The organism is Pseudomonas sp. GYB4201, assembly GCF_056312595.1.
This window is the reverse complement of record NZ_JBWGIG010000025.1, coordinates 57,694-72,476: the sequence shown is the minus strand read 5'-3', so window position 1 is coordinate 72,476 and position 14,783 is coordinate 57,694. Positions and strand designations below refer to the sequence as shown.

Genomic DNA, 14,783 nt, shown 5'->3' with positions numbered 1-14,783 from the left:
TTAACCGTTCAGGGCTGCGCGCAGCTGGCTTTCCAACAGGGCTGCGTCCAGCTCCTGGCCGATCAGCACCAGGCGCGTGCTGCGCGCTTCTTCGGCGCGCCAGGCGCGGTCGAAGTGCTTGTCGAAACGGGTGCCCACGCCCTGGATCAGCAGGCGCATAGGCTTGCCCGGAATGGCGGCGAAGCCCTTGACCCGCAGGATGCCGTGCTTGACCACCAGGGTGGTCAGGGCGTCGAGCAGCTGGGCTTCCGGCGCTTCGGGCAGCTCGATGGAGATGGAGTCGAAGGCGTCGTGGTCGTGGTCGTCGTGATCATCGTCGTCGTGGTGATGATCGTGGTGGGTCAGGCGGCCGTCGATGTGTTCTTCCGACTCGGCGCCCAGGCCCAGCAGCACGTCCAGCGGCAGGCGGCCGCTGCTGGCTTCGATGACCTTGACCGCCGGCGGCAGTTCCTCGGCCACTTCGCGGCGCACGGCGGCCAGGGCCTCGGGCTCGATCAGGTCGGCCTTGTTGAGGATCACCAGGTCGGCGCTGGCCAGCTGGTCGGCGAACAGCTCGTGCAGCGGCGATTCGTGGTCCAGGTTGGGGTCCAGCTTGCGCTGGGCGTCGACCTGGTCCGGGAAGGCGGCGAAGGTGCCGGCGGCCACGGCCGGGCTGTCGACCACGGTGATCACCGCGTCGACGGTGCAGGCGCTGCGGATTTCCGGCCACTGGAAGGCTTGCACCAGCGGTTTTGGCAAGGCCAGGCCGCTGGTCTCGATGAGGATGTGGTCGAGGTCGCCACGGCGGGCCACCAGTTCGCGCATCACCGGGAAGAATTCTTCCTGCACGGTGCAGCACAGGCAGCCGTTGGCCAGTTCGTAGACGCGGCCGGTGGCCTCTTCCTCGGTGCAGCCGATGGTGCACTGCTTGAGGATTTCGCCGTCGATGCCCAGCTCGCCGAATTCGTTGACGATGACCGCGATGCGGCGGCCTTGGGCGTTGTCCAGCATGTGGCGCAGCAAGGTGGTCTTGCCCGAGCCCAGGAAGCCGGTGACGATGGTGACGGGAAGCTTGGCCAGTGTTTTCATCGGATGCCCTTGGCAATATGGCGGGCAAACGGGACGAGAACCGCGGGTGCCGGGCACGCGGGTGCATTCGCCACCGGATCACCCCGCCCGGTTGTAGTGGAAGTCTGTCGAGGCAGGTCTCCTGGCTTGCGGCGTGGGCTCGAAAGCCGACCCTGGCGCCTTCCCGCGTGGAACGCAGTGGCATTGCCGGGGCGCGCACCGCTTACAGTTGCGGGGGCAGCTGCGGCTTGGACCGCATTCCCATCTTGGCTCCGCGTGGCGGAGAACCTCGAAGGTGCAAGGCTACGCAGTGTGGGGGGGAAGGTCAACATCGCCCCTGGCCGCTGCCTGCAGCAGCGGCTACGGTATAGTGGCGGCTTGAGATTTTGTGGATGCCTCCCATGCCTGACCTCTACGCCGGCTTCGGCTGCCAGCGCGGCTGCCCCGCCAGCGTGCTGGCCGACCTGCTCGACACCACCCTCGCCCACCACGGCCTGAGCCGCGGCGATGTGACGGGCGTGGCGAGCATTGACCTGAAGGCCGACGAGGCCGGGCTGCTCGAACTGGCGCAGGCGCTGGACGTGCCATTGACGCTTTTCAGCGCAGCGCAGCTCGCGCCTTTCGAGCCCCGGCTAACCCACCGCTCCGCCGTCGCCTTCAGCCACACCGGCTGCCACGGCGTGGCCGAAAGCGCCGCGCTGGCGCTGGCCGGGGCCGGCAGCCAGTTGCGCGTCAGCCGGCAAAAAAGCCCCAAGGCCACCCTAGCATTGGCACAAGCGGGCCCGATTCCCGGATAATCACCGCCTCGCACTTGAATTTCGCTCAAGCAGCATTCGTTTTCTTCAGGATTTGCACATGACCGTCTACTTCATCGGCGCCGGCCCCGGCGACCCGGAACTGATCACCGTCAAGGGCCAGCGGCTGATCCGCCAGTGCCCGGTGATCATCTACGCCGGCTCCCTGGTGCCCGCCGCCGTGCTCGAAGGCCACCAGGCCGAACAGGTGGTCAACAGCGCCGAACTGCACCTGGAGCAGATCATCGACCTGCTGGCCGCCGCCCACGCCCGCGGCCAGGATGTGGCGCGGGTGCATTCGGGCGACCCGAGCCTGTACGGCGCCATCGGCGAACAGATCCGTTGCCTACGCGCACGCGGCATCCCCTTCGAGATCATCCCTGGCGTCACCGCCACTGCCGCCTGCGCAGCCCTGCTGGGCGCCGAGCTGACGCTGCCGGGGGTGTCGCAGACGGTGATCCTGACCCGTTATGCCGACAAGTCGCCGATGCCTGAAGGCGAAGCCCTGCATGACCTGGCGCGTCACGGCGCGACCATGGCCATTCACCTGGGCGTGCAGCATTTGTCGAAAATCGTGCTGGAGTTGCTGCCCCACTACGGTGCCGACTGCCCCATCGCCGTGATCCACAAGGCCAGCTGGCCGGACCAGGATTGGGTGACCGGCACCCTGGCGGATATTGAAGCCAAGGTAGCGGCCAAGGGGTTCCGCCGCACGGCGCTGATCCTGGTCGGGCGGGTGCTGGACACGGACTGTTTCGGCGAGTCGGCGCTGTACCGCGCCGGCCACGCGCACCTATACAGACAACCCCTGTAGCAGCGGCCGAAGGCCGCGTCCCCCCAAGTGCACCGCGTTGACCCGGACGCGGCCTGGTGGCCGCCGCTACGGGAATAGCCAGGAGTTTTTATGCGCCGGATTGCCTGTTTGATTTATCCCGAAGTGATGAGCCTGGACGTCACCGGGCCGATGCAGGTGTTCGCCTCGGCCAACGAGGAGCTGGCGCGCCTGGGCCGGGCGCCCGCCTACGCCCTGCTGATGCTGGGTGAACAGGCCGGCCCAGTGGCGACCTCGGCAGGCTTCAGCCTGTATGCCGAGCAGCGCTACCACGACACCGACCCCGCCAGCCTCGACACCCTGCTGGTCCCCGGCGGGCGCGGCGAGGCGGCGCAATTCGCCAACCCGCCGCTGCTGGCCTGGCTCAGCCGCGCCGCCACGCAGGTGCAACGCCTGGGCTCGGTGTGCTCCGGCGCGCTGATCCTGGCCCACGCCGGCCTGCTGGACGGCCACCGCGCCACCACCCATTGGGCCGACGTGGAAGCGCTCAAGGCCTTCCCGGCCATCGATGTACAGGGCGAACGCCTGCACACCTACAGCCGCGCCAGCCGCCAGCGCTTTACCTCGGCGGGGGTCACGGCCGGCATCGACCTGGCGCTGGCGCTGGTGGAAGACGACCTCGGCCGGCCCATCGCCCTGGCCGTGGCCCGGCGCCTGGTGATGTTCCTCAAGCGCCCCGGCGACCAGGCGCAGTTCAGCCCGCACCTGGCGCCCCAAGCCTGCCGCGCGCCGCGCCTGGGTGCGCTGCTGGAGTGGATACCCGGGCAACTGGGCGGCGACCTGTCGCTGGAAGCCCTGGCGGCACGGGCGTGCATGGCCCCGCGCACCCTGTACCGGGTGTTCATGGCCGAACTGGGCGTCACCCCGGCGCGCTACGTCGAGCAGGTGCGCCTGGAATCAGCCCGCGCCCTGCTGCAGGGCGGCCAGGCCTCGGTGCAGAGCGTGGCGCGGCTGTGCGGCTTCGGGCACCCCAAGAGCATGCGCCGCAGCTTTCACAAGGCCCTGGGCGTCAGCCCGCAGGATTACGCCGAGCGCTTCGGCGTGCAGGCATAAAAAAACGGCGCTCACGGGGCGCCGTTTTTCGGGTTCGCAGCGTACGCCTTAGTAGTAGGCGTTTTCTTTCTGCGAGTGGTCGGTCACGTCGCGCACGCCCTTGAGTTCCGGGATGCGCTCGAGCAGGGTGCGCTCGATGCCTTCCTTCAGGGTCACGTCGGCCTGGCCGCAGCCCTGGCAGCCGCCACCGAACTGCAGCACGGCGATGCCGTCCTCGACCACTTCGATCAGCGTCACCTGGCCGCCGTGGCTGGCCAGGCCGGGGTTGATCTCGGTCTGCAGGTAGTAGTTGATGCGCTCGTTGATCGGGCTGTCTTCATTGACCATCGGCACCTTGGCGTTCGGCGCCTTGATGGTCAGCTGGCCACCCATGCGGTCGGTGGCGTAGTCCACCACGGCATCTTCCAGGAACGGCACGCTGACCGCGTCGAGCCAGGCGGTGAAGTTCTTCAGGCCGATGGCGGTGTCTTCCGGCTTCTCTTCGCCGGGCTTGCAGTAGGCAATGCAAGTCTCGGCGTAGGTGGTGCCCGGCTGGGTGATGAAAATGCGAATGCCGATACCCGGGGTGTTCTGCTTTTCCAGCAGATCGGCCAGGTAATCGTGTGCCGCGTCGGTAATCGTTATGGCGCTCATGTAAGTTCCTCACAGACTTGCCGGCAGTTTACGCCAAACCGGGCGCGGCACAAAGTCCCAGTATTTTTGTCAGGTTATGGATGGGCGCTCCACCGGCGCCAGGCGCGCCTCCGCCCAGCCCTTCATGCGGCGGTACAGGCGGGTCTCGATCCACACGTAACTGGCCCACGAAGCCAGGGCGATGACCGGCACGCAAACGGCGAAAACCAGGTACGGGTTGATGTTCAGGCGCTCGCTGGCGAACCAGCCGGTGTACAGCACCATCACGTGAATCAGGTACACCGAGTAGCTGCAGTCGCCCAGGGTCTTGAGCACGCGATTGCCCTTGAACCACGGCTCCATGGCCACGCAGGCCAGCACGATCAAGGCACTGGGCACGCCCCAGTTCAACAGCCGGTCGCTGGCCGGCAGGTTGTAGATGGCCACCAGCGAGGCGCCGATCACCAGCAGCGGCACCCACAGCGCCTGCGCGATCCAGCCACGACGGTAGGCCCAGCCGATGGCGATGCCGAGCAGGAATTCATAGATGATGTTGTTGGCATAGAAGCGGCTCAGCACCCCATAGTGGCTGACCATTTCGCACACCGCGAACAGCGCCAGGCCTACGACTAAAGGACGATGCCGCTTGGGCACCACGAACACCAGCGAGAACATCAGGTAGAAGAACATTTCGTAGTTCAGGGTCCAGCCGACGTTCAGCGTGGGGTACAGGCCATAGCCGCCAGGGTTCTCCGAGGGGATGAACAGCAGCGACAGAATGAAATGCGGCAGGTCCACCACCTGGTGCGGCATTTGCTGGCCGACGGCGACGATCATCAGCCCCATCAGCAGGGTGTAGAACCAGTACGCGGGCACGATGCGGATGGCGCGGTTGAGCAGGAAACGCCCGGCGGGCATGTCCTTGTCCTGGGTGGAGAGGTAGATCACCAGGCCGCTGATGACGAAGAAAATGTCCACGCCCACGGCGCCGCGATCAACGAAGAATTGGCCGATGGGGCCGCTGGCATGGAAGTCGAAGAAGATCTGCATGAAGTGATGGCAGACAACCGTCCAGGCTGCCAGTGCCCGGAGGGCTTGAAGCGAAATCAGCATTGTTTACCGCCTTTTTTGGAACCTGACCGTGCGCACTTTCGGTGCACTCTCAAAGGGTCGGACTTCAAAAAAGGGGCAAAGGTCATCCGGATTGACGGGCGGTGCCCACTTTCCCGTAGCAGCTGCCGAAGGCTGCGTCGCCCTTGGACGCAGCCTGCGGCAGCTGCTACGGAATTGCGATATTGCCCGGTAGCTTGTGGTTACAGGTTTTCGTAGCGGTTCATGTCCAGTACCCCCGCCTCCACCGGCTCGGTCTCCTGGATGTAGCGCGTCAGGTCATGGAAAAAGTCCCAGAACTGCGGGTTGGTGCGGCGCACGCCCCAGCGCTCGACGATCTTGTCGAAGCTGGCCTGGTCCCTGGACTGCTGCATGGCATCGACGAACGCCGGCACCTGGTCGGCGGGCACGTTGAACATGAAGTTGGGGTAGCTGCTCAGCACGCCGGGCCACAGGGTCAGGGTGTCCAGCCCCGGGATGTAGCGGTAGGCCTCGCCCAGCAGGAACGCCACGTTGGTGTGGGCGCGGTTGCGCAGCAGGCTGTAGACCATGCGCCCGCTCTTGCCCTGGATGCGCAGCATGGTCGCCTCGGGCATGTGCTCGATCACTGGCAGGCCGGCCTCGGGGCGCGAGACCAGGCGGCTCAACGACTGCTCGACGTTCTTGAACTCCTCGCTGATGCCATCGCGCGAGCAGTAGGCGCCGCTGCAACGGTTGATCGGGTCGGGGCTGGCGTTGAGGCTGCCGGCGCGCTGGATCAGCTTGAGGCCGAAATCACGCTTGGGGTCGTGCTCGCTGAGCTTCATGGCGCTGGGCGTGCTGGTGTCGATCTTCTGGTAATCGAGCCACATCTTCACCTTGCCGCTGTTCTGGTACCAGCTGTCCAGCAGCTTGCCGCGCTTGTCGGCCGGCATCAGGCGCAGGAAATTGATTTCCGCGCCGTTGCGGATCAAGTCAAAGTACAGCCGGGTCTGCGCCTGGTGGGCGACGTTGCCGTAGACGTCGAAGTTCACCGCCAACTGGTAATAGGTGCGCTCCAGCAGCGGGTAGTCGAACAGCCACATGGTGGTCGGCACGTCGCCGATCAGGCCCTTGTTCACCGAGGCGCTGTCGAAGTGGCGGAAGATGGTCAGCAGCGCGTTGTCGTTGCCGGCCCACAGGGTCGACCAGCTGGGCGGCGGCATGTCGGCGTAGGCGTCGCGGCGCAGGTCTTCATAGGCGTTGCGCTTGTCGCGGTAGGCCAGCCACAGCGACAGGATGCTGCCGACGTTGTCGTCCTGGCCCGGCATCTCCAGCAACGGCGTGGCCTTGGCGCGGTACACGGCGTCGGTGACGTAGCGGTCGTGGGCCGGCTCCTGGAACAGCGCCCAGAAGTGGTCGCGGATCACGTCGGTGGCAATCTGCCCGCGGCACACCGGGCCACGAATGAAGGTGCGCACGAAGTATTCAGCGTTATCCAGCATGAACTGGTAGCGCGCCACCGCCGGGATGGCCTGGAAGGTCTCGAACGGGTTGGCGCGGTGGCGCGGGCCGTAGCCGGGCAACGAGGTGGCGTGCCAGTCGCCGCTGTAGAACAGCTGCTTGACCCGCGCCAGCTTGGCCGGGCCCATGGGGTAGGTGATGTGGGTCTTGTGCACGATCACGCCCTGCACCGCCATCAGCCGGTAATAGAAGACGGCGCCGGGGTCGTCGTCGGGGCGGCGGGTGGCGATCAGGTCGATGGGCTTGCCGCTGGGCGTGCGCGAGCGCACCCATTGGAAGTAGTGGCCAGGCTCGCCGCCAACGAAATAGATGTGCGCCAGGAACAGGTGTTCATACAGCCAGCGGGCCACCAGGGCCTCGGTGGAACCGGGGCGGTTGAGCAGCGCTTCCCACTCGGCGATCTGCGCGGCCTCTTTCGGGCTGGCCTTCACGGCCTGCTGGTCGACCGGCGCGCCGGCGGCGATCCAGCGCTGCACGGTGGCGTACTGGGCGTCGGTGAGGCCCGTGACGCCCAGCGGCATGCCTTCGTGCACGTGGGCAGCGGCGTAGGCGTCGAACTCGCCGGGCATGGGGCACATGTTGGTGCGGTTCAGGCCCAGCATGATGTTGTCCGGCAGCTTGGAATTGGCCGGCAGCGGGTTCTTGTGCCCTAGCTCCAGCATCCGCGCCATCAGCGCGGCCTGGCTGCCCTGGGCGTCGAGCACCGAATAGAAGCCCTTGCGGCGCCACTCTGCCTCGCCCTGGGCGTCATAGAAGATCCGCGACGGCGCCACGGCCGTGCTGCGGTCGCCCTGGTACACCGGCACCTTGCTGGCGCCACGGGTGGCCCCTTCGGCGCTGCCCAGGTTGAGCTGGCAGGCGGCGTCGTTGCAGGCGTGGCAGGCCACGCACTTTTCGGTGAGGATAGGCTGGATGTCACGGGTGTACGAAATCGCCGGGCTGGCGACGGGGGCTTGCGCGTGGGCAGTCAGGCAGGCAAAAAAGATGACTGCGGCGGCAAGGAGGCGATGCACCATGTGGCGGTGTCCTGATTGTGTAATAGCAGTGGCAATTCTACCTGTGGCGGCGCCCCTTCAACATGAGCCGAATTCATGTAAAAGGTAGAAGCGTTTAAAAGCGCGCAGGTTTGTTATGATTTCGCACCTTATCTATCCGCTTTCTTTTTGTTTTTGTCCTGACAGGTAGCCCTATGTCTGACCGCAGCGCTCGTCTCCAAGCACTTCAGCAAGCCCTCAAAGAGCGCATCCTGATTCTCGATGGCGGCATGGGCACTATGATCCAAAGCTACCGCCTGGAGGAAGCCGACTATCGTGGTACGCGCTTCGCCGACTGGCCCAGCGACGTCAAGGGCAACAACGACCTGCTGCTGCTGAGCCGCCCGGACGTGATCGCCGCCATTGAGAAGGCCTACCTGGACGCCGGCGCCGACATCCTCGAGACCAACACCTTCAACGCCACCCAGGTGTCCCAGGCCGACTACGGCATGGAGTCGCTGGTGTACGAGCTGAACGTGGAAGGCGCGCGCATCGCCCGTGAAGTGGCCGACGCCAAGACCCTGGAAACCCCGCACAAGCCGCGCTTCGTCGCCGGCGTGCTCGGCCCTACCAGCCGCACCTGCTCGATTTCCCCGGACGTGAATGACCCCGGCTACCGCAACGTCACCTTCGACGAGCTGGTGGAAAACTACACCGAGGCCACCGAAGGCCTGATCGAGGGCGGCGCCGACCTGATCCTGATCGAGACCATCTTCGACACCCTCAACGCCAAGGCGGCGATCTTCGCCGTGCAGGGCGTGTTCGAGAAAATCGGCTTTGAACTGCCGATCATGATCTCCGGCACCATCACCGACGCCTCGGGCCGCACCCTGTCGGGCCAGACCACCGAAGCCTTCTGGAACTCGGTGCGCCACGCCAACCCGATTTCGGTGGGCCTCAACTGCGCCCTGGGCGCCAAGGACCTGCGTCCGTACCTGGAAGAGCTGTCGACCAAAGCCGGCACCCACGTCTCCGCGCACCCCAACGCCGGCCTGCCGAACGCCTTCGGCGAGTACGACGAGACCCCGGCCGAGATGGCCGTGGTGGTCGAGGAGTTCGCTGCCAGCGGCTTCCTGAACATCATCGGCGGTTGCTGCGGCACCACCCCGGGGCACATCCAGGCCATCGCCGAGGCCGTGGCCAAGCACAAGCCACGCGCCATTCCGGAGATTCCGCGGGCCTGCCGCCTGTCGGGCCTGGAGCCGTTCACCATCGATCGCAACTCGCTGTTCGTCAACGTCGGCGAGCGCACCAACATCACCGGCTCCGCCAAGTTCGCCCGCCTGATCCGCGAGGAGAACTACACCGAGGCACTGGAAGTGGCCCTGCAACAGGTCGAGGCCGGCGCCCAGGTGATCGACATCAACATGGACGAGGGCATGCTGGACTCGAAGAAGGCCATGGTGACCTTCCTCAACATGATCGCCGGCGAGCCGGATATCTCCCGCGTGCCGATCATGATCGACTCCTCCAAGTGGGAAGTGATCGAAGCCGGCCTCAAGTGCATCCAGGGCAAGGGCATCGTCAACTCCATCAGCATGAAGGAAGGCGAAGAGGCCTTCATTCATCACGCCAAGCTGTGCAAGCGCTACGGCGCCGCCGTGGTGGTGATGGCCTTCGACGAAGCCGGCCAGGCCGACACCGAGGCGCGCAAGAAAGAGATCTGCAAGCGCAGCTACGACATCCTGGTGGACGTGGTGGGCTTCCCGCCGGAAGACATCATCTTCGACCCGAACATCTTCGCGGTGGCCACCGGCATCGAGGAGCACAACAACTACGCCGTCGACTTCATCAACGCCTGCGCCTTCATTCGTGACGAGCTGCCCTATGCCCTGAGCAGCGGCGGCGTGTCCAACGTGTCGTTCTCGTTCCGCGGCAACAACCCGGTGCGTGAGGCGATTCACTCGGTGTTCCTGCTGTACGCGATCCGCAACGGCCTGACCATGGGTATCGTCAACGCCGGCCAGCTGGAAATCTACGACCAGATCCCCCAGGAACTGCGCGACGCCGTGGAAGACGTGGTGCTCAACCGCACCCCGGAAGGCACCGACGCCCTGCTGGCCATCGCCGACAAGTACAAGGGCGACGGCAGCGTCAAGGAAGCCGAGACCGAAGAGTGGCGCACCTGGGACGTCAACAAGCGCCTGGAACACGCGCTGGTCAAGGGCATCACCACCCACATCGTCGAAGACACCGAGCTGTCGCGCCAGTCGTTCAAGCGCCCGATCGAGGTGATCGAGGGCCCGCTGATGTCGGGCATGAACATCGTTGGCGACCTGTTCGGCTCGGGCAAGATGTTCCTGCCGCAAGTGGTCAAGTCCGCCCGCGTGATGAAACAGGCGGTGGCGCACCTGATCCCGTTCATCGAAGCGGAAAAGGGCGACAAGCCCGAAGCCAAGGGCAAGATCCTGATGGCCACGGTGAAGGGCGACGTGCACGACATCGGCAAGAACATCGTCGGCGTGGTGCTGGGTTGCAACGGCTATGACATCGTCGACCTGGGCGTGATGGTGCCGGCCGAGCGCATTCTGCAGGTGGCCAAGGAAGAGAAGTGCGACATCATCGGCCTGTCCGGGCTGATCACGCCGTCGCTGGACGAGATGGTCCACGTGGCCCGCGAGATGCAGCGCCAGGGCTTCCACCTGCCGCTGATGATCGGTGGCGCCACCACCTCCAAGGCGCACACGGCGGTGAAGATCGAGCCCAAGTACAGCAACGACGCCGTGGTCTACGTCACCGACGCCTCGCGCGCCGTGGGCGTGGCCACCCAGCTGCTGTCCAAGGAACTCAAGCCCGGCTTCGTCGAGCGCACCCGCCTGGACTACGTGGACGTGCGCGAGCGCACCGCCAACCGCAGCGCCCGCACCGAGCGCCTGAGCTACGAACAGGCCATCGCCGCCAAGGCCACCTTCGACTGGGCCAGCTACCAGCCGGTCAAGCCAACCTTCACCGGTGCCAAGGTGCTGGATGACATCGACCTGAACGTGCTGGCCGAGTACATCGACTGGACGCCGTTCTTCATCTCCTGGGACCTGGCCGGCAAGTTCCCGCGCATCCTCACCGACGAGGTGGTGGGCGAAGCGGCCACGGCCCTGTACGAGGACGCCAAGGTGATGCTGCGCAAGCTGATCGACGAGAAACTGATCAGCGCCCGCGCGGTGTTCGGCTTCTGGCCAGCCAGCCAGGTGGACCACGACGACATCGAAGTGTATGCCGACGACGGCCGCCCGCTGGCGCGCCTGCACCACCTGCGCCAGCAGACCATCAAGCCCGACGGCAAGCCGAACTTCAGCCTGGCTGACTTCGTCGCGCCCAAGGACAGCGGCGTGACCGACTACGTGGGTGGCTTCATCACCACCGCCGGCATCGGCGCCGAGGAAGTGGCCAAGGCCTACCAGGACAAGGGCGACGACTACAACTCGATCATGGTCAAGGCCCTGGCCGACCGCCTGGCCGAAGCCTGCGCCGAGTGGCTGCACCAGCAGGTGCGCAAGGAGCACTGGGGCTACGACAAGGACGAGGCGCTGGACAACGAGGCGTTGATCAAGGAGCAGTACAAGGGTATCCGCCCGGCCCCGGGCTACCCGGCCTGCCCTGACCACACCGAGAAAGGCACCCTGTTCGAACTGCTGGACCACAACGGCCAGAGCGGCGTGACCCTCACCGAGCACTTCGCCATGTTCCCGGCGGCGGCCGTCAGCGGCTGGTACTTCGCCCACCCGCAGGCGCAGTACTTCGCCGTGGGCAAGGTCGACAAGGACCAGGTGCAGGCGTACAGCGCGCGCAAGCGCCAGGACCTGACCATCAGCGAACGCTGGCTGTCGCCGAACCTGGGCTACGACGCCTAACTCCCCCTGTAGCAGCGGCCGCAGGCCGCGTCCCACCGCGCGGTGGAACACCTGACCCACCGCGCGCGCCCGACGCAGCCTGCGGCAGCTGCTACGCTTGGGCTTATCCGTCCGGGAATGCCCGTCATGGCCGACTCCAAGCCCCCTACCCTCTGGCAGATGCTGCACAGCATCATCGCTGCCGCCTTCGGCGTGCAGAGCCACAAGAACCGCGAACGCGACTTTACCCACGGCAAGCCTGCGCACTTCATTGCGCTGGGCATCGTCTGCACGGCGGTGTTCGCATTGGCGTTGTTCGGCCTGGTAAAGCTGATAATCCACCTGGCCACGTAGCAGCGGCCGCCAGGCCGCGTCCGGGGCCTGACGCCGCCTGGCGGCAGCTGCTACGGGGAAGTTACTGGTGGCTTACCCAGAACACGGCGGCGGAAACAACGAGAATAATCAAAAACAGAATCGCCCAAGCATCGACGCTGCTATCGGGTTTGCGGCTTTTCACGGGGTTGCTCATGGTGCGTTCGCCTCTTTATGATTTTTATCAGGACGCCTGTGCAGTAAAGTTCAGCCTTGCCCCCACGGCAAGTAAGGACTTGAGACTAAAGTACTAAGGTTAGTACTTTTGGTTCTTTCCTTATATTCAAACATCACTTTTGCGCATAACCCGAAACTGGTATCTTTCGTCGGCTCCGCTGGGAGTGCGCGGCCGTGCGCGCAGATTTGCTGTAAGCAGCCTGAGAACAGGACACCTATGTACGTTTACGACGAGTACGATCAACGGATCATCGAGGACCGCGTCAAGCAGTTCCGTGACCAGACCCGACGCTACCTGGCCGGGGAGCTCAGCGAAGAAGAGTTCCGCCCGCTGCGCCTGCAAAATGGCCTCTACATCCAACGCTTCGCGCCCATGCTGCGGGTGGCCGTGCCTTACGGCCAGCTGACCTCGCGCCAGACGCGCATGATGGCCAAGATCGCCCGCGACTACGACAAGGGCTACGCCCATATCAGTACTCGCCAGAACGTGCAGTTCAACTGGCCGGCGGTGGAAGACATCCCCGACATCCTGGCCGAGCTGGCCACCGTGCAGATGCACGCCATCCAGACCAGCGGCAACTGCCTGCGCAACGTCACCACCGACCAGTTCGCCGGCGTCGCCGCGGACGAGGTGATCGACCCGCGCCCATGGTGTGAAATCGTCCGCCAGTGGACCACCTTCCACCCTGAATTCGCCTACTTGCCGCGCAAGTTCAAGATCGCCGTCAACGGCGCCAGCAGCGACCGCGCCGCCATCGAAGTGCACGACATCGGCCTTGAGCCGGTGCACAACGAAGCCGGCGAACTGGGCTTCCGTGTGTTGGTAGGTGGCGGCCTGGGCCGTACCCCGGTGGTGGGTTCGTTCATCAACGAATTCCTGCCGTGGCAAGACCTGCTCAGCTACCTGGACGCCATCCTGCGCGTGTACAACCGCTATGGCCGCCGGGACAACAAGTACAAGGCGCGCATCAAGATCCTGGTCAAGGCCCTCACCCCCGAGGTGTTTGCCCAGAAGGTCGACGCCGAAATGGAACACCTGCGCGGCGGCAGCACCACGCTGACCGAAGCCGAGCTGCAACGCGTGGCCAAGCACTTCGTCGACCCCGAATACAAGGCCCTGCCTGACTTCGCCGCCGAACTGAGCGCCCTCGACGCCGAGCACCCAGGCTTTGCCCGCTGGCGCGTACGCAACACCCTGGCGCACAAGAAGCCCGGCTACGTGGCCGTGACCCTGTCGCTGAAGCCGACCGGCGTTGCCCCTGGCGACCTGACCGACAAGCAGCTGGACGCCGTCGCCGACCTGGCCGACCGCTACAGCTTCGGCCAGCTGCGCACCTCCCACGAGCAGAACATCATCCTCGCCGACGTCGAGCAGAGCCGTCTGCACGCGCTGTGGCTGGAACTGCGCGAAGGTGGTTTCGCCACGCCGAACATCGGCCTGCTGACCGACATCATCTGCTGCCCGGGCGGCGACTTCTGCTCGCTGGCCAACGCCAAGTCGATCCCGATCGCCGAATCCATCCAGCGTCGCTTCGACGACCTGGACTACCTGTTCGACATCGGCGAGCTGGACCTGAACATCTCCGGCTGCATGAACGCCTGTGGCCACCACCACGTGGGCCACATCGGCATCCTGGGCGTGGACAAGAAAGGCGAAGAGTTCTACCAGGTGTCCCTGGGTGGCAGCGCCAGCCGCGACGCCAGCCTGGGCAAGATCCTCGGCCCTTCGTTCGCCCAGGACGCCATGCCCGACGTGATCAGCAAGCTGATCGACGTCTACATCGAACAACGCACTGAAGATGAACGCTTCATCGACACCTACCAGCGCATCGGTATCGATCTGTTCAAGGAACGCGTCTATGCAGCGAATCATTAAGAACAACGCCGTCGTCGACGAAACCTGGCACCTGCTGCCCAAGGACGCGACGCTGGACGGCATCAGCAACTGCGACGACCTGATCGTGCCGCTGGCCCTGTGGCGCGAGCACGCTCACGCCCTCAAGGCCCGCGACGGCGGCCTGGGCGTGTGGCTGGACAGCGATGAAGAAGCCGAGGAAATCGGCGAGGACGTCGACCAGTTCCAGGTCATCGCCCTGAACTTCCCGGCCTTCACCGACGGGCGCAACTACTCCAACGCGCGCCTGCTGCGTGACCGCTACCAGTTCAAGGGCGAGTTGCGCGCCATTGGCGACGTGCTGCGCGACCAGTTGTTCTACCTGGCCCGTTGCGGCTTCGATGCCTTCGCCCTGCGCGCGGACAAAGACCCGTACGAGGCGCTGGAAAGCCTGAAAGACTTCTCGGTGACCTACCAGGCCGCCACTGACGAACCGCTGCCGCTGTTCCGTCGCCGCTGACCGCAACACCCCCGGTAGGAGCCGGGGGGGGGGGCGGGGACGGCCCCCGCCCGCCGCAGACCCGCACGCCCCGCCCCGCCCCCACCCCA

11 protein-coding genes and 1 riboswitch are annotated in these 14,783 nt (G+C 65.3%); of the genes, 7 read left to right on the top strand and 4 right to left on the bottom strand.

Features of this window, described 5'->3' with window-relative positions; all coding sequences use genetic code 11:
• On the bottom strand, positions 1-1,068 hold the full coding sequence (gene cobW, locus AC0Z2B_RS21945) for a cobalamin biosynthesis protein CobW (protein WP_416425408.1): 1,068 nt from the start codon (positions 1,066-1,068) through the stop codon (positions 1-3).
• A gap of 94 nt (positions 1,069-1,162) precedes the next feature.
• Positions 1,163-1,354, bottom strand: a riboswitch (cobalamin riboswitch).
• An 85-nt stretch (positions 1,355-1,439) separates the two neighbouring features.
• Between cobW and AC0Z2B_RS21940 the strand changes: the two genes are divergently transcribed.
• The 3 genes from AC0Z2B_RS21940 to AC0Z2B_RS21930 all read left to right on the top strand — a co-directional run bounded on the left by AC0Z2B_RS21940 (position 1,440) and on the right by AC0Z2B_RS21930 (position 3,726).
• Positions 1,440-1,844 carry a cobalamin biosynthesis protein gene (locus tag AC0Z2B_RS21940; RefSeq protein WP_476299379.1) on the top strand — a complete coding sequence of 135 codons (405 nt, stop codon included), beginning with the start codon at positions 1,440-1,442 and terminating at the stop codon, positions 1,842-1,844.
• A gap of 58 nt (positions 1,845-1,902) precedes the next feature.
• On the top strand, positions 1,903-2,655 hold the full coding sequence (cobM, locus tag AC0Z2B_RS21935; protein ID WP_476299377.1) for a precorrin-4 C(11)-methyltransferase: 753 nt from the start codon (positions 1,903-1,905) through the stop codon (positions 2,653-2,655).
• A gap of 90 nt (positions 2,656-2,745) precedes the next feature.
• Positions 2,746-3,726, top strand: a complete 981-nt coding sequence (locus AC0Z2B_RS21930) for a GlxA family transcriptional regulator (RefSeq protein WP_476299375.1) — start codon at positions 2,746-2,748, stop codon at positions 3,724-3,726.
• A gap of 48 nt (positions 3,727-3,774) precedes the next feature.
• On the opposite strand, the gene nfuA is transcribed toward AC0Z2B_RS21930, so the two are convergent.
• The 3 genes from nfuA to AC0Z2B_RS21915 all read right to left on the bottom strand — a co-directional run bounded on the left by nfuA (position 3,775) and on the right by AC0Z2B_RS21915 (position 7,946).
• The gene (nfuA, locus tag AC0Z2B_RS21925; RefSeq protein WP_416425412.1) at positions 3,775-4,359 is read right to left on the bottom strand and encodes a Fe-S biogenesis protein NfuA; all 585 of its coding nucleotides are present in this window, start codon (positions 4,357-4,359) and stop codon (positions 3,775-3,777) included.
• 69 nt (positions 4,360-4,428) lie between these two features.
• The gene (locus tag AC0Z2B_RS21920) at positions 4,429-5,451 is read right to left on the bottom strand and encodes an acyltransferase family protein (protein WP_416425413.1); all 1,023 of its coding nucleotides are present in this window, start codon (positions 5,449-5,451) and stop codon (positions 4,429-4,431) included.
• Between the two features lie 200 nt (positions 5,452-5,651).
• A complete protein-coding gene (locus tag AC0Z2B_RS21915) occupies positions 5,652-7,946 on the bottom strand; it encodes a fatty acid cis/trans isomerase (protein ID WP_476299373.1) in 2,295 nt (764 codons plus the stop codon).
• Positions 7,947-8,119: 173 nt separating this feature from the next.
• On the opposite strand from AC0Z2B_RS21915, the gene metH reads away from it, so the two are divergent.
• The 4 genes from metH (at position 8,120) to AC0Z2B_RS21895 (ending at position 14,694) form a co-directional block, all read left to right on the top strand.
• Positions 8,120-11,812: a methionine synthase gene (gene metH / locus AC0Z2B_RS21910; RefSeq protein ID WP_476299371.1), complete on the top strand. Its 3,693-nt coding sequence runs from the start codon at positions 8,120-8,122 to the stop codon at positions 11,810-11,812.
• A 126-nt stretch (positions 11,813-11,938) separates the two neighbouring features.
• The gene (locus AC0Z2B_RS21905) at positions 11,939-12,145 is read left to right on the top strand and encodes a DUF2970 domain-containing protein (RefSeq protein WP_476299370.1); all 207 of its coding nucleotides are present in this window, start codon (positions 11,939-11,941) and stop codon (positions 12,143-12,145) included.
• Between the two features lie 412 nt (positions 12,146-12,557).
• A complete protein-coding gene (locus tag AC0Z2B_RS21900; protein WP_476299368.1) occupies positions 12,558-14,216 on the top strand; it encodes a nitrite/sulfite reductase in 1,659 nt (552 codons plus the stop codon).
• Positions 14,200-14,694, top strand: a complete 495-nt coding sequence (locus AC0Z2B_RS21895) for a DUF934 domain-containing protein (protein WP_473003333.1) — start codon at positions 14,200-14,202, stop codon at positions 14,692-14,694. The genes AC0Z2B_RS21900 and AC0Z2B_RS21895 overlap by 17 nt, the downstream gene beginning before the upstream one ends.
• Positions 14,695-14,783: the final 89 nt, after the last annotated feature.